This window comes from Rhizobium sp. BK538, assembly GCF_014197575.1.
GTDB lineage: Bacteria > Pseudomonadota > Alphaproteobacteria > Rhizobiales > Rhizobiaceae > Rhizobium.
Window position 1 is genome coordinate 99,619 of sequence record NZ_JACIFT010000012.1, and the last position, 20,708, is coordinate 120,326.

A 20,708-nucleotide genomic window follows, 5' to 3' on the forward strand; every position below is an offset into this window, starting at 1 on the left:
TATTCTCCTCCCAAACGGTCTCGCATTCGCTCCATGACAGACGAACTTTCAATCCGCATCGAGCGGTCTTTCACCGCGATATCCCAGGAGAGCTGGTCACGGCTTTCCGGGGCCTCCTCAAAAGGCAACACCCTCGCCTACAATCCCTTCGTGTCGCATGCTTTTCTGTCCTCACTCGAAGAATCGGGATCAGCGACGGCGCAAACCGGCTGGATGGGCCACCATCTGCTATTGGAAACGGACAAAGGCGAACTCATCGGCGCCCTCCCCGGCTACCTCAAGAATCATAGCCAGGGCGAGTATGTTTTCGACCACGGCTGGGCCGATGCCTTCGAACGAGCGGGCGGACGGTATTATCCGAAGCTGCAATGCTCCATTCCCTTTACCCCTGCGACCGGCCCGCGTCTGCTTGTCGCCGAAGGTTTGCAGCGCCTGCCGATCCAGCATGCCATAGCCGAGAGCCTCAAGGAAGTCGTGCGCCGGCTTGGCGTGTCTTCCGCCCATATTACGTTCGTACCCGAGGACGAGATCGGCATCTTCGAGGGCGAGGATTACTTGCATAGGACTGACCAGCAGTTCCATTTCATCAACGAAGGCTATGCCAATCACGAGGCGTTTCTTGAGACGCTAGCGTCGCGCAAGCGCAAGGCACTTCGCAAGGAACGCCGCACCGCCCTCGAACACGGCATCAGCATCGATTGGCTGACCGGCAGCGATCTAACCGAACGCATCTGGGACCAGTTCTTCGCCTTTTATATGGATACGGGCGGCCGAAAGTGGGGCCGGCCGTACCTGACGCGCAAGTTCTACTCGCTGATCGGCGAGCGTATGCCAGACGATATCCTGCTCGTCATGGCAAAACGCGACGGTCGCTACATTGCCGGCGCGATCAACTTCATCGGTGGCGATTCGCTCTATGGCCGCCACTGGGGATGCATCGAGGACCACCCATACCTGCATTTCGAGGTCTGTTATCATCAGGCGATCGACTTCGCTCTGGCAAAGGGCCTCAAGCGTGTTGAAGCCGGAGCGCAGGGCGAACACAAGCTGGCACGAGGTTACCTGCCGGTGACAACCCACTCCGCGCATTATGTTGCACATGCGGGGTTGCGCCGGGCGATCGCCGACTATCTCGATCGGGAGCGTGACGACATCGAACAGATGAACGAGATCCTGACGGAGCACAGCCCGTTTCGAAAGGGCGAGCGCCAGCAGGAGGATTGACGCTTTCACCCCTGTCGCGCTAGGCGATCACAGCAGCAAAGAGGAGATTTCGTATGACCAGCGCCGCCTACGACAGCAACAATATCTTCGCCAAAATCCTGCGCGGCGAAATTCCGTCACACCGAATTTACGAGGATGAGCACACTGTTGCCTTCATGGACGTGATGCCGCAGGCACCAGGCCATGTGCTCGTCGTTCCCAAAGCGGCGTCACGCAATATTCTCGATGCCGATCCGGCGGTTCTTGTGCAGACGATCCCGGTCGTGCAGAAGATCGCCAATGCCGTCAAGGAAGCATTCGATGCAAACGGCGTCCTCGTCTGCCAGTTCAACGAATCGGCCGCCGGCCAGACCATCTTCCACCTGCATTTCCACGTGATCCCGCGCTACGAGGGCATGGCGCTGCGTCCGCATTCGGGCCAGATGGAGGACAATACGGTGCTCGCGGCCAACGCCGAGAAGATCAGGGCCGAGCTTTGATCAGGCTCTCGTCGCGTTCTCACGTCCGCGCAATTATCGCCTAAACGATTGCGTACTTCAGCAAAGAAGAAGGCGGCACATGTGGCCGCCTTCTTCATTTACTTCTTCGGGACCCTGGGAACCGCGCTGCCCTTCCTGGGCGGGCTCTTCGCCTCAGCGACTGCCTTCGCCTTCTTGGCCGTCGCCTTCTTCGCGCGGGCCTTCGTCTTCAGCTCGCCATCATCCTCATCATCGGCCTCGGGATGCGCGACTTCGGCTTCCGGTTTCGGCTTGATCGGCGCGCTGTCCGGCACCGCTTCCAGGATGATGCCGGGCTTGCCATCTTCCTTCGGACCGACGGTGACGTGGACGACGCCGCCCTTCCGCAGCTTGCCGAAGAGGATTTCGTTGGCCAGTGGCTTCTTGATGACGTCCTGGATGACGCGGGCAAGCGGGCGGGCTCCCATCTTGTCGTCGTAGCCCTTTTCGGCCAGCCAGGCGATGGCATCTTCCTGCAGATCGAAGGTCACATTCCGCTCGGAAAGCTGAGCTTCGAGCTGCATGATGAACTTCTGCACGACCTTGTGGATGACCTCCGTCGGAAGCGCCGCGAACGGGATGATCGCGTCGAGACGGTTGCGGAACTCGGGCGTGAACAGGCGCGTCAACGCCTCCTCGTCCTCGCCCGTGCGCTTGGACGAGCCGAAGCCGATCGCGGCCTTGGCCATCTCCGACGCACCCGCATTTGTCGTCATGATCAGGATAACGTTACGGAAGTCGATCTTCTTGCCGTTGTGGTCGGTCAGAGTGCCGTGGTCCATCACCTGCAACAGAATGTTGTAGATGTCAGGATGCGCCTTCTCGATTTCATCGAGCAGCACAACGCAATGCGGGTGCTGGTCGACGCCATCGGTCAGGAGGCCGCCCTGGTCGAAACCGACATAGCCGGGAGGTGCTCCGAGCAGACGCGACACCGTATGCCGCTCCATGTACTCCGACATGTCGAAGCGCAGGAGTTCAACGCCGAGCGACGACGCCAGCTGTTTGGCAACCTCGGTCTTGCCGACGCCGGTCGGGCCGGAGAAGACGTAGGAGCCGATCGGCTTGTTCGGTTCGCGCAGGCCCGCGCGAGCGAGCTTGATCGAAGTCGACAGCGCCTCGATCGCGTTGTCCTGCCCGTAGACGACGGAACGCAGTTCCTGCTCGAGATTGGCAAGGACAGCTTCGTCATCCTTCGACACCGTCTTCGGCGGGATACGCGCCATTGTTGCGACCGTTGCCTCGATCTCCTTCTCAGTAATTAGCTTGCGGCGCTTGGAAGGTGGCAGCAGCATCTGGGCAGCGCCAGTCTCATCGATAACGTCGATCGCCTTGTCGGGCAGCTTGCGATCCGAAATGTAGCGGGCTGACAGCTCGACAGCCGTCTTGATCGCCTCGTTCGAGTAACGCAAGTGATGATACTCTTCGAAATAAGGTTTCAGGCCCTTCATAATTTCGATCGCATCGTCGATCGACGGTTCGTTGACGTCGATCTTCTGGAAGCGGCGAACCAGAGCACGGTCCTTCTCGAAGAACTGGCGGTATTCCTTGTAGGTGGTCGAACCGATGCAACGGATCGCACCCGAGGACAGAGCCGGCTTCAAGAGGTTTGAGGCATCCATCGCGCCGCCCGAGGTCGCACCTGCGCCGATGACCGTGTGGATCTCGTCGATGAACAGCACGGCGCCCGGATACTCTTCCAGTTCCTTGACGACCTGCTTCAGGCGTTCTTCGAAATCGCCGCGATAGCGTGTACCGGCAAGAAGGGTGCCCATATCCAGCGAGAAGATGGTAGCGTCTGCCAGCGCTTCCGGCACCTTGCCTTCGACGATACGCTTGGCGAGGCCTTCGGCAATAGCCGTCTTGCCGACGCCTGGGTCACCAACGTAGAGCGGGTTATTCTTCGAACGACGGCACAGGACTTGGATGGTGCGATTGACCTCGGCCTGACGGCCGATCAGCGGATCGATCTTGCCGCTCTTGGCCTTATCATTGAGGTTCACGCAGTAAGCCTTCAGAGCGTCCTGCTGCTTCTTGGAGCCGCTATCTTCCTGATCACCGCTGCCGCGCGAAGCCGGCTTGCTCTCGGATTCGCCATCATCGGCGCCACGCGGCGGACGCGACTCCGATGAGCCCGGCCGCTTGCCGATCCCGTGGGAGATATAATTGACGGCATCATAGCGGGTCATCTCCTGCTCCTGCAGGAAGTAAGCAGCATGGCTCTCACGTTCGGCGAAAATGGCGACGAGGACGTTTGCCCCTGTCACCTCTTCGCGACCGGATGACTGCACGTGGATCACCGCTCGCTGGATAACGCGCTGGAAGCCGGAGGTCGGCTTGGAGTCCTCGTCATAGCCGGTGACCAAATTGGAGAGTTCACTATCGACATATTCAACAAGCGTTTTGCGCAGCGCGTCGAGGTCGACATTGCAGGCCCCCATAACCGCGGCCGCATCGGCATCGTCGATCAGGGCGAGCAGCAGATGCTCGAGCGTGGCATATTCGTGATGCCGCTCGTTGGCAAAGGTCAGTGCCTGATGGAGCGCCTTCTCAAGACTAGGCGAAAATGTTGGCACGTTCAGATCCTCACTTCTTTTCCATGACGCATTGCAGCGGATGCTGGTGCTGTCGGGCGAAGTCCATCACCTGGCTCACCTTCGTCTCCGCCACCTCGTATGTAAATATTCCGCATTCACCGACACCATGATTGTGGACGTGCAGCATGATGCGGGTGGCACTTTCACGATCCTTCTGAAAAAAACGCTCGAGGATATGAATGACAAATTCCATGGGGGTGTAGTCGTCATTCAAGAGTAGCACGCGGTAGAGATTGGGCTTCTTGGTCTTCGGCTTCGTGCGTGTGATGACCGAGGTTCCGCGATTTCCGTTGTCCCCGTTCCTTTCGCTGTCGTTTTGCATCCGGATCGGCGCTGCGATCATTTTCTTTCATTCCTCGATCAGTCCAACGGGGCCTTGGGAGGAGTATTCCCCGCCGAATATTCGAAATACTAACTTAGTTCATCCTGGAGCGATTTTAAGCCCCTCGTTTCACACTGCAATCACAATTCGGCCGGTCTCGACGCAAAGACACAGAAACTGGCGATGGCCAGCCAACAGGCATCGTGAAAAAAGAAAAGACCGGCCGCAAATGCGTAGCCGGTCTTCGTTTTTCAAGAGCTATGCGGCTCTCGCCGCGTATCTTTATGCCGCGGCGGGCGCGACGACTGCAGCCGCTTTCATCGCCTTTGCGGTCGTTGCGGCAACGGGCGCTTCGTAGGGCTTGTAGGCGCTCTTGGCGAGATCGGAATACATCTCACCGAGCTTGGTGGCTTCGGTCACGAAGTTTTCGTATGCGGTTTTCACATAGTTGGTCTGCAGTTCGAATGCAGCTTCAAAGCTGCGCGCCCCAGACAGGCTTTCGAAATGCGTAACCGTATCCTGGAAGGATTTTTTTGAGTATTCTACGGCTTCGGCCGCGATTGCCTGAAAGCCCTTTGCGGTATCCGAATAGCTCTTCAGCATCGTATCCATGGCTTCCTTGCTCTTCCGGTTGGCTTCATCGAAGTTCAACATGACCATCATCCTCCTTGGCCTCTGCGGCAGTTGAAGCGTAGCTGCAATGCACAAATAGTCAAGCAGCATTGTGCATCGCAAAACAATCCATGATTGCATTCTTGAGCCCTCGCCTTTCGGTAGCGCAGGATGGCCATATTTCAATAACTGATTTTGCTAAAATATATCAGGCGCGCCGCAACCAGAAGCTTTGCTAAAAATGTCGCCGCGGCGCCAATAGCATTGAGCGGTCAATCGAGAAGCTCAGCTGGAACCTTTCCGCCGTTCTCGGCAAGCCGTTTCATCAAAGCCTTGTGCAGGAACATGTTCATGGTGGCGGTGTCGTGCGGATCGCCTTTGAAGCCGAGCTCTGCCGCAAGCTCCCTGCGCTCCGCAAGGCTCGCGTCCATGCCGACCGCCTTCATGAGGTCGACGATCGAATGGCGCCAATCTAACTTCTGTCCGCTCTTCTTCACCGCCGCGTCCAACAGCGGCACAATGTCAATCGGAGCTGCTGCGGCGGCTGGCGTCGGTGCCGGCTGCGGCGTGGCTGCGGGCGCAGTGCTTGGCGCTGCTGCGGTCGGCGATGGCGCGGGTTTGGCGGACGGAGTGACCGGAGCGGCCACGGCTTCACCAAAAATCGCGTTCTTGATCTTGTCGAAAATACCCATTCTCGGCATCCCTCCTTAGGGCCAGAGCACATGCTCAGCGCAGGAGATGGAGCATTCTGTGGACGGGTCCAGGGAAGGCAGTCCAATTTTGCACTAGAGATTGCCTCGCGAAAAGAAACAATCGGAGGTTTGCGAGCTCAAGGCTCGAGCCGCGTCGCAAATCGATCGAGCGGCCTATGAGAAGCCAGCCGCTTGGGCGCGAACTGATAGACGGGCGGCAAAAAGACAGGCCGCCCGTCAATCACAGATCAAAGATCGACGTCGAGGATCGCCATCGAGAAATTGTAGGAGCGGTCGCCGTCCTCGTCATCGATATAGACGACACCCAGAAATTCTTCGCCGAGATAGACTTCAGCGGAATCGTTCTTTCGCGGGCGTGCCTTGACGATCACCTGCGGGTTGAACGTGCGCTTGAAATAGGCGTCGAGCTTCTTGATTTCTTCGGGCTTCACACTGCATCTCCTGAGCGGTCTCGGTTGGCCGCTTCTTGCATGGGAAAGACGGCGCTGTAAAGGCACGGGGACAGACGCATGAACGCTATCCCCGCCGATATGCCCACACTGTTAAGGCGACGCGCGGCTCAGATATCCGCGCCGATCACCTGATCCATTATTCGCGACGGTTCCGAACACCCTGCTTCTCCGACCACCTTGGCCGGCACACCCGCCACGGTCGTCTTGGGCGGCACCGCCTTCAGCACAACGGAGCCAGCGGCAACGCGCGAGCAATAGCCGATCTCGATGTTGCCGAGAATCTTCGCGCCGGCGCCGATCAGGACACCGCTGCCGATCTTCGGATGCCGGTCCGAGCCTTCCTTGCCAGTGCCACCGAGCGTGACGCCGTGCAGGATGGACACGTTGTCGCCGATCACAGCGGTTTCACCAACGACTAGCCCGGTGGCATGATCGAGGAAGATACCCCTGCCGATACGCGCCGCGGGATTGATGTCGGTCTGGAAAACGCTCGACGATCTGCTCTGCAGATATAGCGCCAGATCGCGCCGGCCGCGGTTCAGCAGCCAATGCGCCAGGCGGTGTGTCTGCAGCGCGTGGAATCCCTTGAAATAGAGCACAGCTTCCATGAAGCGCAGGCATGCGGGGTCGCGATCATAGATCGCCTGGATGTCGACGCGCAAAATGGCACTCCACTCCGGCCAATCGTCCAGCATCTGATCGAAGGTCTGGCGCAACAGGATCGCTTGCATGTCCGGATGGTCGAGACGTTCACAGATGCGATAGATCACGCACTCTTCGAGCGACCGGTAGTTGAGCACGGTCGAGTAGAGAAATGCGGCCAGCACCGGATCACTTTCTGCGGCAGCACGCGCTTCCTCGCGCAGGCTGTCCCAGATCGGATCCATCACCTTGAGAGGATTGCCTGTCTCAAGAGAGCGAATGTCTGTCTTTGCGACCATGAAAGGTCTCCTCGTATGCGTAGGATCGGCTCTATATAAGGCAAAAACCTGTTAACATAAATGGGCGCTTCGGGAATCGTTCCTGCGGTCCTCCAACCGCCACGACAAATCCCGTGTCACCGTCCGGAGACTTCGACGTAGAACTCCAGCACCGCCTTCTTGAAAACCCGGTCTCCCACGGCCAGCATGTGATCGCGGCCAGGAATATCAAGCGCCTGGGCATGGGGCATCAATGCCGCAAGCTCCTGAGCGGAACCCGCGATGTCATCCTTCGTTCCAACGCCGATTAGTGTCGGAGCGTCGATTTTCGCCATGTCGGATCGTGCGACGAGATCACGCGACCCCTTGATACAGGCGGCGAGCGCGTCGCGGTCGCTTTTCGTCTGATCGGCAAAAGCCCGGAACATGCGTCCGCGATCGTGGATAACATCATCGAGCGACGGTGCCAGCAAAGCATCCGCAATCGGATCCCAATCGCCGACACCATCCGTCAGGCCGATCCCGAGACCGCCGAGTACCAGCGAGCGGACGCGATCTGGATTGGCAAGCGCCGTGAACACGGAAATGCGGGCTCCCATCGAATAGCCCATGATGTTGGCTTCCGGAATTTTGAGGTGATCGAGGAGCGCAACCGCGTCGCTGGCCATATGCCACGGACGATAGGCCTCGGCGTCGCGTGGCTTGTCGCTTGCACCATGTCCGCGATTGTCTATGGCGATAACGCGATAACCCGCCTCGCCCAGCGTCTTCAGCCAACCCGGATGAACCCAGTTCACGTTGGCGCTGGAGGCAAATCCGTGGATCAGCAGCACCGGCGCGCCCGACGGATCACCTTCGTCGAAGAAGGCGAGCTTCAGACCGTCATGCGTGAAGCTGGAAAAGGCGGGCGTATTCAAGTTCATCGGACTGTCCTTTTTTGCCGGACCATATTTTATAGGTCATCGAACTGAAACCCTCGCAGTTGCAAAAACTGTGCGTCCCGGCGTTCTTTGGCTCTACACATTTGCGGTGAAGGACTATAAGGTCCGCGCACGTTACACAGCATTCGGAGACGAGCATGGCCGGCCACAACATTCCCCACTTCCAGAACGACGGCGGACACCGCGTTATCGAAGTCGGTGTGAAGGAGTTCATGTGCACCGGCGCCTCTGTTCCGTTCGATCACCCGCACATCTTCATCGACATGGGCGACGAGAACGAGAAGGTCTGCTCCTACTGCTCGACCCTTTACCGCTTCAACGGTGCGCTGAAGGCAAACCAGACCAATCCGGCTGGCTGCGTCTTCCACGTCAAGGCTGCCTGACACCCCCAATTTAGGATCGGACAGCCTATGCCGGCTGAACATGCCGCCATTGTCGGCGCGGGCGTAGCGGGCCTTACGGCTGCACTGGCGATGGCTCGGTGCGGCATCAGCTCCGAGATTTTCGAGCAGGCACCTGAACTGACTGAAGTCGGGGCCGGTCTGCAGATTTCGCCGAATGCTTCACGTATCCTGGCGGAACTGGGCATCCTCGAGCGCCTGACTGACGCCTGGCTCGAGCCAGACTCCATTCGGCTTATGTCCGGAACGACGCTGCGTCAGCTCGCAACCGTCCCTGCAGGCGGGTTTGCACGTGCCCGGTGGGGTACGCCCTATGGTGTCCTCCATCGCTCCACCTTGCAGCGGACGCTGTTTGACGCCGTCGCCAAAGAGCCACTTTGCAAACTGCATCTTGGAGCGCGGATTAAGAGCCGGACATTGTCGGAGCTAACACGCCCAGCGGATCTTCTGATTGGCGCCGACGGCGTCTGGTCGCAGGTTCGGGAAGACATCGAAGGCAGCCCCTCACCACGGTTCTCCGGCAACATCGCCTACCGCTTCACGATTGCCGCGGCAAACGCGCCCGCCTTTCTTGAACGCACGAGCGTCTCGGCATTCCTTGGCCCGTCAGCGCATCTCGTCTGTTATCCGCTTCGAGAAACCAGCAGTTTCAATATGGTGGCGATCACCGCCGGCAATGCCGCGTCGCATGACTGGACGACGCAACCGACGGAAGCGCAGCGTCAACAGCTGCTTTCGCGGTTTTCCCGATGGCACCTTGCCGTGGCCGGACTTTTCTCCAAGACAGGCGACATCACCTTCTGGCCCCTCTATGAAACGACAAATGGGCGTTGGCAAAATGGGCGCGATTGCGTCCTTATTGGCGACGCTGCGCATGCAATGATGCCTTTTGCGGCACAGGGTGCTGCAATGGCGATTGAGGACGCCTATGAGCTGGCGATGTTCGTGGCAACACGGCCGGTTGCCGAAGCGCTGCGGTTGTACGAAGCACATCGCACCCCGCGGATAGCGCGGCTTCGTCAGCGCGGCGCATTCAACCAGTTTGCCTATCACGCCCGCGGACCGATACGTGTAGGGCGTGACATCGTCCTAGCCCTGCGGCCGCCGCAAAGTCTCGCGGCGGATCTCGACTGGATTTACGGCTACCGCGCAGGCGCCTGATCAGACAGCCTTGACTGCGGCAAAGCCACGTTCGATATCGGCCTTGATATCGACGACATCTTCAAGCCCGATCTGCAAGCGGATGACCGGTCCTTCGATTGGCGCTTTTCGAATGCGACGATCGTTCAAATTAACATGAATGGCGAGACTCTCGAAACCGCCCCACGACCAGCCGAGGCCGAATATTCGCAGCGCGTCGAGGAAAGCGTGCGCCTTGGCCCTGAACTTCTCCGGGGCGTCGACGGCGAGCACGAAGGAGAAGATGCCGCTCGCCCCCTTGAAATCGCGCTTCCACAATTCGTGCGACGGGAAGCTCGGCAGCGCCGGATGCAGCACCGTGGCGACGTCCTCCCTGCCCTCAAGCCACTTGGCGATCGTGAGCGCGCTCTCGTAATGGCGCTCCAGGCGCACACCCATGGTGCGCAGCCCGCGCAGGATCTGATAGGCGTCGTCAGGGGCGCCACAAATGCCAAGCGTTATGTTCGCTTCGTGGAGCTGCGGCCAATATCTGGCATTTGCCGAGACCGTCCCCATCAAGATATCGGAGTGCCCGGACGGATATTTCGTGGCGGCATGAATGGAGATGTCGGCGCCGAAGTCGAGCGGCTTGAAGTAGACCGGCGTCGCCCAGGTGTTGTCCATCGTCACCACCGCACCGTGCTTGTGCGCGATTGCGGCAATCGTCGGAATATCCTGCATTTCGAAAGTATTCGAGCCTGGCGCTTCCGTGTGGACGAGCTTGGTGTTCGGCTTGATCAGCGCTTCGATGCCCGCGCCCACTAGCGGATCGTAGTAGTCGACCTCAACGCCGAGGCGCTTCAGCATCGTATCGCAGAAATGCCGGGTCGGCCCATAAACCGAATCGACGATCAAAGCGTGGTCGCCTGCCGAGAGGAACGCTAGGAACGGGACGGTAACAGCCGCAAGGCCCGATGGCACGAGAATCGTTCCAGCCGACCCTTCCAGGGCATCGATCGCCTCGCAAAGGGCATCCGTTGTCGGGGTCCCGCGCGTTCCGTACGTGTACTTCTGCGCACGGGTTTCCATTGCTCGTGCATTTGGAAAGAGCACTGTCGAGGCGTGGACGACCGGCGGATTGACGAAGCCATGGAATTCGGCCGGGTCGTTGCCGAGGTGTGCAAGGCGCGTGTTGATGCCAGCGTTCTGAAGCGGGCCTTCTTTATCATTCATGTTGGAAATGCCTTTGGCGATGGGATGCGGTCGGCAAACTCTTGAACCGCACGAAACGATCGGTCAACCCCGAAGCCGGACCACGCACGGCACCCCTGCCATGCAGATTCCTCAGATATATCAGCGGTTTTGCGCGATTTTTTTCGGCAAAGGCCGCCAATTCGATAGTCATCTGCTCATTTTGTGCTCCTCAATTAGGGAATTGCCGAAATATCACGCAATCTTTCACTGCGACACTTGACCGTAGTGACATTTGCGACTGTGATAGAACCACTCGCGCCGGGAGGGTGTCGGGTCATCTGGGAGGTTTCGCTTGCTTCGGCCGAACGCTCCCACAAAAAGATAAGACAAAGGAAAAGGTTGGGAAAATGAAGATTAAGCTTTTGTCCGCCGCCATCGGTGCAGCAGTTTTCGGACTTGGCGCCTCGGCAGCTTCTGCCACCACGCTCGAAGACGTAAAGGCAAAGGGTTTTGTTCAGTGCGGCGTCAACACCGGCCTTCTTGGTTTCGCGCAGCCTGACGCTTCCGGCAATTGGGCCGGTTTCGACGTCGACTTCTGCAAGGCCGTTGCTTCCGCCGTTTTTGGCGACCCGACCAAGGTGAAGTACACGCCACTGTCGGCCAAGGACCGTTTCCCGGCGCTGAAGTCGGGCGAAGTTGATGTTCTGTCACGCAACACGACCTGGACGATTAACCGCGATACGGCGCAAGGCTTCAACTTCCGCCCGGTCACTTATTATGACGGTCAGGGCTTCATGGTTCGCAAGGGCCTCAACGTGAAGTCGGCACTCGAACTCTCCGGTGCCGCCGTTTGCGTCCAGGCCGGCACAACGACGGAACTGAACCTCGCCGACTACTTCAAGTCGAACAACCTTCAGTACAATCCGGTCGTTTTCGAGAAGCTCGAAGAAGTCAATGCTGCCTATGACGCCGGTCGTTGCGACGTCTACACGACCGACCAGTCCGGCCTCTACTCGCTGCGTCTGACGCTGAAGAATCCCGACGAGCATATGGTTCTTCCGGAAATCATCTCGAAGGAGCCCCTTGGACCAGCGGTTCGTCAGGGTGACGATCAGTGGTTCGACATCGTATCGTGGACGGCTTATGCCCTCGTCAATGCCGAAGAGTTCGGGATTACCCAGGCAAACGTCGATGAGATGAAGAACTCCGCAAACCCCGACATCAAGCGCTTCCTCGGCACAGAAGCCGATACGAAGATCGGCACCGACATGGGGCTCACCAACGAGTGGGCCTATAACATCGTCAAGGGCGTCGGAAACTACGGTGAAGTCTTCGACCGCAATGTCGGCAAAGGCAGCCCGCTCAAGATCGAGCGCGGCCTGAACGCATTGTGGAACAAGGGCGGCATCCAATACGCGCCGCCGGTCCGTTGATCGGCTAGCTACGACTTGGGAAGGCGGTTGGCCGCCTTCCCAAAATAAAGAAAAAAGCCCGAAAACGGGCTCATAGGGGATTAGGCTCGGCATGACGCAAGAGGCTGTGCACACGTCGCATGTGCTAAGCACTGGCTGGAGGTTCCAGTCGGTGATCTACGACCCGAGATTTCGGGGCATTTTCTTCCAAGTTCTGACCGTCGCGATCATCGTCGGATTCGTGTGGTGGATTGCCCATAACACGGCTCAGAATCTCGCGCGCTCCGGCACTGCCTCCGGCTTCGGCTTTTTGAGCGGGCGAGCCGGCTTCGACATCGGCCAGTCGCTGATCGATTACTCCAGCGATGCCACCTATCGCCGAGCCCTCGTGGTCGGCTTCCTGAATACCATTCTGGTTGCGGTCACCGGCATCATAACGGCCACGATTATCGGCTTCATCGTCGGTATCGGGCGCCTGTCGCATAACTGGCTGATCGCCAAGCTTTGCACGGTCTATGTCGAGGTCTTCCGCAACATCCCGCCGCTGCTCGTCATCTTCTTCTGGTATCAGGGCGTTCTTGCCGTCCTGCCAGGGGCGCGCGAATCGCTGCATCTACCGCTGAACATGTTCCTCAACAATCGGGGGCTCGCCTTCCCCAAGCCGATCTTCGGTGAAGGCATATGGGCGGTTGGCGTGGCACTCCTGATCGGGATCGTCGCAACCACGATCGTCGCACGCTGGGCGCACAAGCGTCAGGCAGCGACCGGCAAGCAATTCCATACGGTCTGGGTTTCCATCGGGCTGATCGTCGGCCTGCCGATATTGGCATTCCTCTTGGCCGGCATGCCGCTGTCGTTCGACGTACCCGTGGCCGGCAAGTTCAATCTGACCGGTGGCTCCGTCGTCGGGCCGGAATTCATGTCGTTGTTCCTGGCTCTGTCCTTTTACACGGCGGCGTTCATTGCTGAAATCGTCCGCGCTGGTATTCGCGGCGTCCCCAAGGGCCAGTCGGAAGCAGCAGGCGCGCTTGGGCTCCATCCATCAAGCATCACGCGCCTCGTTGTCATCCCGCAAGCGCTGCGCATCATCATTCCGCCGCTCACCAGCCAGTACCTGAACCTGACGAAGAACTCATCGCTGGCGATCGCCATCGGTTTCGCGGACCTCGTCGCCGTCGGCGGCACGATCCTCAACCAGACAGGCCAGGCGATCGAAGTCGTATTCATCTGGGCAATCGTCTACCTCGCGATCAGCTTCGTGACCTCGCTGTTCATGAACTGGTTCAACGCCAAGATGGCTCTGGTGGAGAGATAAGATGTCGGTATCCAGCCAATCCTTCGTCAGGACCGCCTTTATCGACCCGGCGCCAGCACCGCGCAGCGAAAGCGGCGCGTGGGCGTGGGTTCGCAAGAACCTGCTGGCAACGCCCAAGGACATTGTCCTGACCGTCATTGCTGTCACCTTCCTGGCGTGGGCGCTGCCGCATATGATCAACTGGCTGTTCATTCAGGCCGTGTGGAGCGGAACGGACCGCACGTTCTGCGCAACCGCCGTTCAGGGCGGCACTCAGCCCGACGGCTGGAGCGGCGCCTGCTGGGCATTCGTCAATGCAAAGCTCGACCAGTTCGTGTTCGGTCGATATCCCCTCGATGAGCGCTGGCGCCCGACAATCGTCGGGATCTTGTTCGTGCTGCTGCTCGCACCCATGCTGATCCCCAAGGCGCCGTTCAAGCGCCTCAACGCCATTCTGCTGTTTGCTGTCCTGCCGCTTCTTGCCTTCTGGCTGCTTTACGGCGGCTTCGGCCTCGAGATCGTCGACACGCCGCTCTGGGGCGGCCTGATGGTGACGCTGGTGCTGTCGTTCGTCGGCATTGCGGTGTCGCTGCCGTTCGGTATCATTCTGGCGCTCGGTCGACGCTCGAATATGCCTGTCATCAAGATGGTCTGCGTCGCCTTCATCGAAATCATTCGCGGCATCCCACTGATTACGGTGCTCTTCATGGCAAGCGTAATGCTGCCGCTCTTCTTGCCGGCCGGCTATACCATCGACAAGCTCTTGCGCGCGCTAATCGGTGTGGCGATCTTTGCCTCCGCTTATATGGCCGAGGTCATCCGCGGCGGCCTGCAGGCGATCCCGAAGGGCCAGTCCGAGGGTGCCGATTCGCTCGGGCTCGGCTACTGGCAGAAAATGCGGCTGGTCATCCTGCCGCAGGCGATCAAGCTGGTCATCCCCGGTATCGTCAACACCTTCATCGGCATGTTCAAGGACACCTCGCTGGTATCGATCATCGGCATGTTCGATCTGCTTGGCATTGTCCGGTTCAACTTTACCGACGCCAATTGGGCAAGCGCAGTGACGCCGTTGACCGGGCTGATTTTTGCTGGCTTCGTTTTTTGGCTGTTCTGCTTCGGCATGTCGCGCTATTCAGGCTTTATGGAACGCTATCTCGATACCGGCCACAAACGATAAAAGATCAAGGGAACGAACACATGGCTGAGGCTCAACCTAAGAAGATGACCGTTTCGGCAACCGACGTTGCCGTCGACATCATCGGCATGAACAAGTGGTACGGCGATTTTCACGTGCTACGCGACATCAATCTGAAGGTGATGCGCGGCGAGCGCATCGTCATTGCTGGCCCCTCCGGCTCCGGCAAGTCGACGATGATCCGTTGCATCAACCGTCTGGAGGAACACCAGAAGGGCCAGATCATCGTTGATGGCGTCGAACTCACCAACGACCTGAAGAAGATCGATGAAGTGCGCCGCGAAGTCGGCATGGTCTTCCAGCACTTCAACCTCTTCCCACATTTGACCATTCTGGAAAACTGCACGCTTGCACCGATCTGGGTGCGCAAGATGCCGAAGAAGCAGGCGGAAGAGATCGCCATGCACTTCCTGAAGCGCGTCAAGATCCCGGAGCAGGCCAACAAGTATCCGGGCCAGCTCTCTGGCGGTCAGCAGCAGCGTGTGGCGATCGCTCGTTCGCTCTGCATGAACCCGAAGATCATGCTTTTCGACGAGCCGACGTCGGCGCTCGACCCTGAGATGATCAAGGAAGTTCTGGAGACCATGGTCGGACTTGCTGAGGAAGGAATGACCATGCTCTGCGTGACTCACGAAATGGGCTTTGCGCGTCAGGTCGCCAACCGTGTTATCTTCATGGACCAGGGGCAGATCGTCGAGCAGAATTCGCCGGCAGAGTTCTTCGACAATCCGCAGCACGAGCGCACCAAGCTCTTCCTCAGCCAGATCTTGCACTAGGCCGATTTGGCGAGCGCCCAATTCAAGGCCGTCGGAGTTTCCGGCGGCCTTTTCGTTTCAGGGGCGTTTGTGGCGGTTCAGTTTGAGCACCAAGCACCGTATCCCGACAAGTAGAAGGCCCCGAAAACGGAGCCTTTCGAGATCAGGAATGGATCCATTAGCCCTTCAGCTTAGCGTTGCAGAGGCTGTAGAAGCCGCCGCCCTTCTGGATCCACTTCAGACCATTGAGCGTATTGGCGTCCTTGTTCTGGTGATAGGCGTCGACGCAGGTGTGCATCCGGCCCTTGCCGGGCGTTTCCTTCGCATACTTCGGTGCAATGGCTGTCGGGAACGAAACGCCCTTGGGCGCCGTCATTGTCGGCTTTGCCGGTTCTTCGCCGCTATTGAGCGTGACATCCGGCTCCGCGGTCGCATCCGGACCGCACTGCGCCTTGCGGAAATCATTCCACTTCATGTCCTTTGCAGAACCGTCAGCCTGGGCAGCCTTATACTTTGCGCTGCATTCCTTCATGCTCAGCGCCGAGGACGGCGTTGCGAACGCCAGCGCCCCGAGCAGGGAAACGGATGCAAGAATAGTCACATGCTTCATCATGATCTTTCCTCCACGCCTCTAGGGGCTAGCGAACTATCGATCTCGCCATTTTTCTTGTCAACGCGACAATTGGCGCAACCAGCGCGTTAATTTTGTTCAACGATCACGCTCGCCTTCTGCAGACGGAACAGTTTGCCCGCAATGCCACAGTGTTGTTTTCGCGGCAAATGCTGGCAGTGGTATGGTGCCGGCTGCACGACATGGGGGGATCCGGTCGGCGCCGGCAGGCACGTCAAGGAGTCACTCTCTGCGGACGGAACCTGGCTGGTCGTCGAACCCTTCTCGCATGACTGCCTGAAGGATAACCTCAATCCGGTCGGTCGCGTCTACTACGGTGCGTCGACGATGATCTGCACCCAGGCATCGCTCTCGCAAGAGGTTGAAATCGACGCACAGGCGAAACAAAGCTACGGAAAGTCGCCCTCGCTGCCGGCTTCAAGCATTTCCGCCGCGCCACGGAAACACCATTCAACATGGTCTTCGAGGTGCGCGCCTGAGGAAGTTGCGTCATTGACGACGCGTCTGACGCTGGCCGGTCGCGTCCACCGAAACTTTCCACAGGGCCGTCGACAGTTTGTGGAACAATTAATAATATAGCGATATCAAAGTGATAATCGCGACGCACGGAGCGCTTAAAGCTCGAAGCAAGGAAAAATTCGCGTCATGGTGATTTTTTCTTGTTTTGCCGCTTGCGGGATTCAAAGTGCCTGACTATAAGGGCGCCACCACGAAGGAAGCGCCCTTCGTCTATCGGTTAGGACACCAGATTTTCATTCTGGGAAGAGGGGTTCGACTCCCCTAGGGCGTGCCACTTTCTCAATAAAATCAGCATCATAGACAGTTCACTTTAGCGGCTAAGGCTGTCGATATAGCACGCTTAGTGGTCTCCTTCTCTATGGGAAGCCACTACCTCCTTGCGATTTCCTTTCGCACGGAGCATTGCCGGCTTCTCCTCCCGCAGCGGACATAAGCCTCGCTCCATCTCGGCCCCATAGATAGTCACATCAAGATCTTTGCCGGCAAGCGAGCCGCGCAGATATCGCCATCGCGGAGGCGATCTTGGTGAAAGTCATGATGCTCGCTGGGGAGCCATTCCCCTATCGAAGAAGCGGGGCGACGCTTTCTGTGTTGTCTGCGGGCGCAGCGCCTGGCTCTGAAATCACGATTCGCACGATTTTTTGGGCACCCTGCCCCTCGACCGCTGCCATGAAGGCGACAGGTCCCTGCCCCCGGAGACAATTCAAGTGAGCGGCATCAAACTCAGCATCTGCATCCCGACCTACAATCGAGAGGCCTATCTTCGCAACGCACTCGAGCATTGCGAAACCTATAGCTTCGACTTCCCGTACGAGATCGTAATCTCCGACAATGCCTCGACCGACAATACGGCGCAGGTCGTCGAAGAGTTTATCGCGAAGGGACTTGCGATCCGCTATCACCGCCGTGCCGTCAACGGTGGGCCATACAAGAATATCGCAAGCACCTTCCGCCACGCAGTGGGCGAGTATTCGATCTATCTCGCCGACGACGACTTCCTGATACCAGATGGCGTCAACGCGGCCGTCGCGTATCTTGATGCAAATTCGGACGTGTCCGCATGCCACGCCTCCTGGTATCTCTACGACGAGATCGCAGACCGCGACCTGACGACCTTCTATAAGGTCGACGAGGATATCAAGTTTGGCCGGCATGATTTTGTGGAGGTGTTTCAGTTCATCTTCGAGCGGCACATCTTCCCGGAAATCGCAATCTACAGATCGTCGGCACTCCGATCCGTCTGGGTCCCGCGCGATTTTTGCTTCTGTTTCTTTGCCTATCTCGCTCATGTGCTGGATCAAGGCGGAGTGGCCTTCCTCAAGCAGCCTTTCTATCGCTCTGTTGTCAACTCGAAGCTGGCGACCAACCGCTCGCAGGCCGGCAACGAAGAGGTCATGGTCGCCTGGGACAAGTATCGCGGCGGGCTTGAGTATTTCCTCTACATGGCCGCCAAGCGCGGAAAGCTCAACACGGGACCGGAATCGCGCGCGATCTTTGAGCAAATGTGTAAGGTCTTCACCCTCAACCGAATGGCGGTGGCGGTGCGCCTCTGGGCCGTTCGCAAGGATTTCATCAAGGCCTACGAACTCTACACGCGCATGGCGCTTGGCGGCATGGCGGATCACCCCGAGGTCGCAGCACTCCGAGAATCCTTCCCGATGCTGGTCGCCATGCAGACGCTGGCCTACCAGGTGAGTGCGACCGCAGGCGTTGACCGGCTCGTTCTCAGCGGAATGGCTGATCCGGCATTGATCACCGAACTCCTTCGCGACGTCGGTCTAGGACCAGAAATCGAAGTCACCGCAGATCTGGACGATAGCGCGTCGACGAAGGTCGAAAGCACGATGATCTTCGCGGCGGATATGGCTCGGCGCGAGAAATTCCTTGAGCTGGGCTACAAGCCCAACATGATCTTCATCGAAAGCGACTTGACGCAGCACATTCTCGTCTAAGGCTGCCGTCGCTGCGCCATAGAGTGGCGTTCACGCCAAGCATCGCCGCTGCTCAGGGCAGCGCCTGCACCATGGCCGCCAACGCCAGTCGGCCTCATCGCGCAGGAGCGGCGTCTTGAACACGCAGCTGGATGCGTCGGGAGCCCTGATAGTGATCTGCGCCAAGCGAACCCGCAATGTGCAGGCTGGAGCCCCTTGAGTTCAGCAGCAGGTTGCCCAGTTGTGTATCGGCCGCCCGAAAGGCGATTCCGTCGAGACGGGCGCCGTCCATGGCTTCGAGCGTCACCTTCACATGCTTCTCGCCAACCAGGCGGGAATCGCGAAGGCGATGAGCGGGAACGGCAAAGAGCGGCTGAGAATGACCCGATCCGTAAGGGCCGGCCGTCTCGAGGCGATCGATCAGATCGATCGTTGCACCGCTGGCAGCAATCGCACCGTCGATCTTCAGCGTCTCGTTGGCAACGAGTGCGGCAATCGTCTTTTCGGCGCGTTCGTCAAAAAAACTGCGCAGCAGGCCTAGCTTGTCGCGCTCGACCGTGAGACCAGCAGCCATGGCGTGGCCGCCGCCCTTGACCAGCAAGCCTTCGTCCACCGCCGCGCGTACCATCTTGCCCATGTCAAAGCCGTTGATCGAGCGGCCCGAGCCGGTGCCCTTGCCGGATGGGTCGAAGGCAATCGCAAAGGCCGGGCGTTTGAACCGTTCCTTCAGACGGGCGGCAATCAGGCCGACGATGCCGGGGTGCCACTTTTCGTGCGCGGTGACGATGACCGAGGCACCCTCGCCGTCCCCGTATTCCGCCAGCGCCTCGGCCTCCGCCTCCTGAAGCATTGCCGCTTCCATCGCCTGTCTGTCGCGGTTGAGCTCATCCAATTGCTGGGCGATAGCCTCGGCCTCGCCCGTGTCGTCCAGTGTGAGCAGGCGGCTGCCGAGTGCGGCGTCGCCGATGCGCCCGCCCGCATTGATGCGCGGGCCGATCAGGAAGCCGAAGTGATAGGGCGTTGCCGGCCCGGCAAGGCCCGCCTTGCGGAACAGCGCGGACAGGCCGGCATTGCCCTGATGACGGGCGGCAATCAGCCCCTTGACGACATAGGCACGGTTCAGGCCCTTCAGCGGGACGACATCGCACACAGTCGCAAGCGCGACAATATCAAGCCACTGCAGCAGGTCGATCGACCGCACGCGTGGATCGCCAGCCTCCCGCAACAAGCGCAGCGTCGCAACGAGCACAAGAAATACGACGCCAGCTGCGCAGAGATGTCCCTGCCCGGAGAGATCGTCCTCGCGATTCGGATTGACCAGCGCATGGCAGGTCGGCAAGTCGTGTGTCACCTGGTGGTGATCAATCACCACAACGTCGATGTTGCGCCTGGCAGCTTCGGCCAGCGCATCATGGCTGGTCGATCCGCAATCGACGGTGACGATCAGTCGTGCACCGTTGTCGATCAGGTTCCCGAGCGCCGCGGGGTTCGGGCCGTATCCCTCGAAAATGCGGTCGGGAATATAGATATCGACCTTGACGCCAAAGTGCTTGAGAAAGCGAAACATGAGCGCCGATGAGGAAGCGCCGTCAACATCGTAGTCACCGAAAATCGCGACCTGCTGCTGGCTGCGGATCGCTTCGGCAAGCCGCTGGGCCGCCTTCTCGCAATCCGTCAAGGTATAGGGATCAGGCATCAGGCCACGAAGCGTCGGGTCGAGGAATTCCAATGCCTCATCGACAGTGACACCACGTCCGGCGAGAACGCGCGCAATAAGCTCCGGCAGCCCGTGCATCTGAGACATGGCGAGCGCCCGGTTCTGACCGGCTTGATCGAGGCGCGATATCCAACGGTTGTCCAAGACGGACTTCTCGACGCCCAGAAACGCGCGTTGCACCGGATCGGCCGGAATCTCCATATCGCCTGCTGCCTTCATCGCTTGTCACCACCCCGGGACCGGAGTGATATCGGCAGCTTTA

At 58.9% G+C, this 20,708-nt stretch carries 19 protein-coding genes, 1 tRNA gene and 1 pseudogene; 11 read left to right on the forward strand and 10 right to left on the reverse strand.

Annotated features, from left to right (window positions below; genetic code table 11):
- Positions 1-33: 33 nt before the first annotated feature.
- Entirely contained in the window at positions 34-1,224 is a 1,191-nt protein-coding gene (locus tag FHX09_RS16475) for a GNAT family N-acetyltransferase (protein WP_132590910.1), read from the forward strand.
- Positions 1,225-1,277: 53 nt separating this feature from the next.
- Positions 1,278-1,703: an HIT family protein gene (locus tag FHX09_RS16480; RefSeq protein WP_132590908.1), complete on the forward strand. Its 426-nt coding sequence runs from the start codon at positions 1,278-1,280 to the stop codon at positions 1,701-1,703.
- 98 nt (positions 1,704-1,801) lie between these two features.
- Here FHX09_RS16480 and clpA read toward each other — a convergent pair whose 3' ends face one another.
- The 7 genes from clpA to FHX09_RS16515 all read right to left on the reverse strand — a co-directional run bounded on the left by clpA (position 1,802) and on the right by FHX09_RS16515 (position 8,260).
- Entirely contained in the window at positions 1,802-4,297 is a 2,496-nt protein-coding gene (gene clpA / locus FHX09_RS16485; protein ID WP_184450388.1) for an ATP-dependent Clp protease ATP-binding subunit ClpA, read from the reverse strand.
- A 10-nt stretch (positions 4,298-4,307) separates the two neighbouring features.
- Positions 4,308-4,661 carry an ATP-dependent Clp protease adapter ClpS gene (gene clpS, locus FHX09_RS16490; protein WP_007790346.1) on the reverse strand — a complete coding sequence of 118 codons (354 nt, stop codon included), beginning with the start codon at positions 4,659-4,661 and terminating at the stop codon, positions 4,308-4,310.
- 261 nt (positions 4,662-4,922) lie between these two features.
- A complete protein-coding gene (locus tag FHX09_RS16495; RefSeq protein ID WP_007790345.1) occupies positions 4,923-5,294 on the reverse strand; it encodes a phasin family protein in 372 nt (123 codons plus the stop codon).
- 230 nt (positions 5,295-5,524) lie between these two features.
- Positions 5,525-5,944 (reverse strand): DUF3597 domain-containing protein, encoded by a 420-nt coding sequence (locus FHX09_RS16500; RefSeq protein ID WP_132590904.1) that lies wholly within the window; start codon positions 5,942-5,944, stop codon positions 5,525-5,527.
- Between the two features lie 248 nt (positions 5,945-6,192).
- Positions 6,193-6,396 (reverse strand): DUF3126 family protein, encoded by a 204-nt coding sequence (locus FHX09_RS16505; RefSeq protein WP_007532353.1) that lies wholly within the window; start codon positions 6,394-6,396, stop codon positions 6,193-6,195.
- 128 nt (positions 6,397-6,524) lie between these two features.
- Complete coding sequence (cysE, locus tag FHX09_RS16510) at positions 6,525-7,358, reverse strand: serine O-acetyltransferase (RefSeq protein WP_132590902.1); 834 nt, start codon at positions 7,356-7,358, stop codon at positions 6,525-6,527.
- 116 nt (positions 7,359-7,474) lie between these two features.
- Complete coding sequence (locus FHX09_RS16515) at positions 7,475-8,260, reverse strand: alpha/beta hydrolase (protein WP_132590900.1); 786 nt, start codon at positions 8,258-8,260, stop codon at positions 7,475-7,477.
- A gap of 155 nt (positions 8,261-8,415) precedes the next feature.
- On the opposite strand from FHX09_RS16515, the gene FHX09_RS16520 reads away from it, so the two are divergent.
- Entirely contained in the window at positions 8,416-8,661 is a 246-nt protein-coding gene (locus tag FHX09_RS16520) for a zinc-finger domain-containing protein (protein ID WP_007790335.1), read from the forward strand.
- Between the two features lie 27 nt (positions 8,662-8,688).
- Positions 8,689-9,840: an FAD-dependent monooxygenase gene (locus FHX09_RS16525; protein WP_132590898.1), complete on the forward strand. Its 1,152-nt coding sequence runs from the start codon at positions 8,689-8,691 to the stop codon at positions 9,838-9,840.
- On the opposite strand, the gene FHX09_RS16530 is transcribed toward FHX09_RS16525, so the two are convergent.
- Positions 9,841-11,031 (reverse strand): cystathionine beta-lyase, encoded by a 1,191-nt coding sequence (locus FHX09_RS16530; RefSeq protein ID WP_132590896.1) that lies wholly within the window; start codon positions 11,029-11,031, stop codon positions 9,841-9,843.
- 368 nt (positions 11,032-11,399) lie between these two features.
- On the opposite strand from FHX09_RS16530, the gene FHX09_RS16535 reads away from it, so the two are divergent.
- The 4 genes from FHX09_RS16535 (at position 11,400) to FHX09_RS16550 (ending at position 15,669) form a co-directional block, all read left to right on the forward strand.
- Entirely contained in the window at positions 11,400-12,425 is a 1,026-nt protein-coding gene (locus FHX09_RS16535; RefSeq protein WP_007790328.1) for an amino acid ABC transporter substrate-binding protein, read from the forward strand.
- Between the two features lie 91 nt (positions 12,426-12,516).
- Positions 12,517-13,719 (forward strand): amino acid ABC transporter permease, encoded by a 1,203-nt coding sequence (locus tag FHX09_RS16540; protein WP_132590894.1) that lies wholly within the window; start codon positions 12,517-12,519, stop codon positions 13,717-13,719.
- A gap of 1 nt (position 13,720) precedes the next feature.
- A complete protein-coding gene (locus FHX09_RS16545) occupies positions 13,721-14,875 on the forward strand; it encodes an amino acid ABC transporter permease (RefSeq protein WP_132590892.1) in 1,155 nt (384 codons plus the stop codon).
- 20 nt (positions 14,876-14,895) lie between these two features.
- The gene (locus FHX09_RS16550) at positions 14,896-15,669 is read left to right on the forward strand and encodes an amino acid ABC transporter ATP-binding protein (protein ID WP_007790325.1); all 774 of its coding nucleotides are present in this window, start codon (positions 14,896-14,898) and stop codon (positions 15,667-15,669) included.
- 157 nt (positions 15,670-15,826) lie between these two features.
- Here the strand turns inward: FHX09_RS16550 and FHX09_RS16555 are convergent, their stop codons facing one another.
- The gene (locus tag FHX09_RS16555; RefSeq protein ID WP_007790324.1) at positions 15,827-16,261 is read right to left on the reverse strand and encodes a hypothetical protein; all 435 of its coding nucleotides are present in this window, start codon (positions 16,259-16,261) and stop codon (positions 15,827-15,829) included.
- Positions 16,262-16,465: 204 nt separating this feature from the next.
- Between FHX09_RS16555 and FHX09_RS16560 the strand changes: the two are divergent.
- The 3 genes and pseudogenes from FHX09_RS16560 to FHX09_RS16570 all read left to right on the forward strand — a co-directional run.
- Positions 16,466-16,758: pseudogene (locus tag FHX09_RS16560) on the forward strand (SAM-dependent methyltransferase); the annotation flags it as partial.
- A 239-nt stretch (positions 16,759-16,997) separates the two neighbouring features.
- Positions 16,998-17,072, forward strand: a tRNA-Glu gene (locus FHX09_RS16565).
- Between the two features lie 433 nt (positions 17,073-17,505).
- Positions 17,506-18,750 carry a glycosyltransferase family A protein gene (locus FHX09_RS16570; RefSeq protein ID WP_132590890.1) on the forward strand — a complete coding sequence of 415 codons (1,245 nt, stop codon included), beginning with the start codon at positions 17,506-17,508 and terminating at the stop codon, positions 18,748-18,750.
- Positions 18,751-18,844: 94 nt separating this feature from the next.
- Here FHX09_RS16570 and recJ read toward each other — a convergent pair whose 3' ends face one another.
- Positions 18,845-20,647, reverse strand: coding sequence for a single-stranded-DNA-specific exonuclease RecJ (gene recJ, locus FHX09_RS16575; RefSeq protein WP_132591006.1), 1,803 nt, complete (start codon positions 20,645-20,647; stop codon positions 18,845-18,847).
- Positions 20,648-20,708 lie beyond the last annotated feature (61 nt).

Coding starts and splice junctions, on each gene's coding strand:
- FHX09_RS16475 (WP_132590910.1), top strand. CDS start 34: ATGACAGACGAACTTTCAATCCGCATCGAGCGGTCTTTCACCGCGATA.
- FHX09_RS16480 (WP_132590908.1), top strand. CDS start 1,278: ATGACCAGCGCCGCCTACGACAGCAACAATATCTTCGCCAAAATCCTG.
- clpS (WP_007790346.1), bottom strand. CDS start 4,661: ATGATCGCAGCGCCGATCCGGATGCAAAACGACAGCGAAAGGAACGGG.
- FHX09_RS16495 (WP_007790345.1), bottom strand. CDS start 5,294: ATGTTGAACTTCGATGAAGCCAACCGGAAGAGCAAGGAAGCCATGGAT.
- FHX09_RS16500 (WP_132590904.1), bottom strand. CDS start 5,944: ATGGGTATTTTCGACAAGATCAAGAACGCGATTTTTGGTGAAGCCGTG.
- cysE (WP_132590902.1), bottom strand. CDS start 7,358: ATGGTCGCAAAGACAGACATTCGCTCTCTTGAGACAGGCAATCCTCTC.
- FHX09_RS16515 (WP_132590900.1), bottom strand. CDS start 8,260: ATGAACTTGAATACGCCCGCCTTTTCCAGCTTCACGCATGACGGTCTG.
- FHX09_RS16520 (WP_007790335.1), top strand. CDS start 8,416: ATGGCCGGCCACAACATTCCCCACTTCCAGAACGACGGCGGACACCGC.
- FHX09_RS16525 (WP_132590898.1), top strand. CDS start 8,689: ATGCCGGCTGAACATGCCGCCATTGTCGGCGCGGGCGTAGCGGGCCTT.
- FHX09_RS16530 (WP_132590896.1), bottom strand. CDS start 11,031: ATGAATGATAAAGAAGGCCCGCTTCAGAACGCTGGCATCAACACGCGC.
- FHX09_RS16535 (WP_007790328.1), top strand. CDS start 11,400: ATGAAGATTAAGCTTTTGTCCGCCGCCATCGGTGCAGCAGTTTTCGGA.
- FHX09_RS16540 (WP_132590894.1), top strand. CDS start 12,517: ATGACGCAAGAGGCTGTGCACACGTCGCATGTGCTAAGCACTGGCTGG.
- FHX09_RS16545 (WP_132590892.1), top strand. CDS start 13,721: ATGTCGGTATCCAGCCAATCCTTCGTCAGGACCGCCTTTATCGACCCG.
- FHX09_RS16550 (WP_007790325.1), top strand. CDS start 14,896: ATGGCTGAGGCTCAACCTAAGAAGATGACCGTTTCGGCAACCGACGTT.
- FHX09_RS16555 (WP_007790324.1), bottom strand. CDS start 16,261: ATGATGAAGCATGTGACTATTCTTGCATCCGTTTCCCTGCTCGGGGCG.
- recJ (WP_132591006.1), bottom strand. CDS start 20,647: ATGGAGATTCCGGCCGATCCGGTGCAACGCGCGTTTCTGGGCGTCGAG.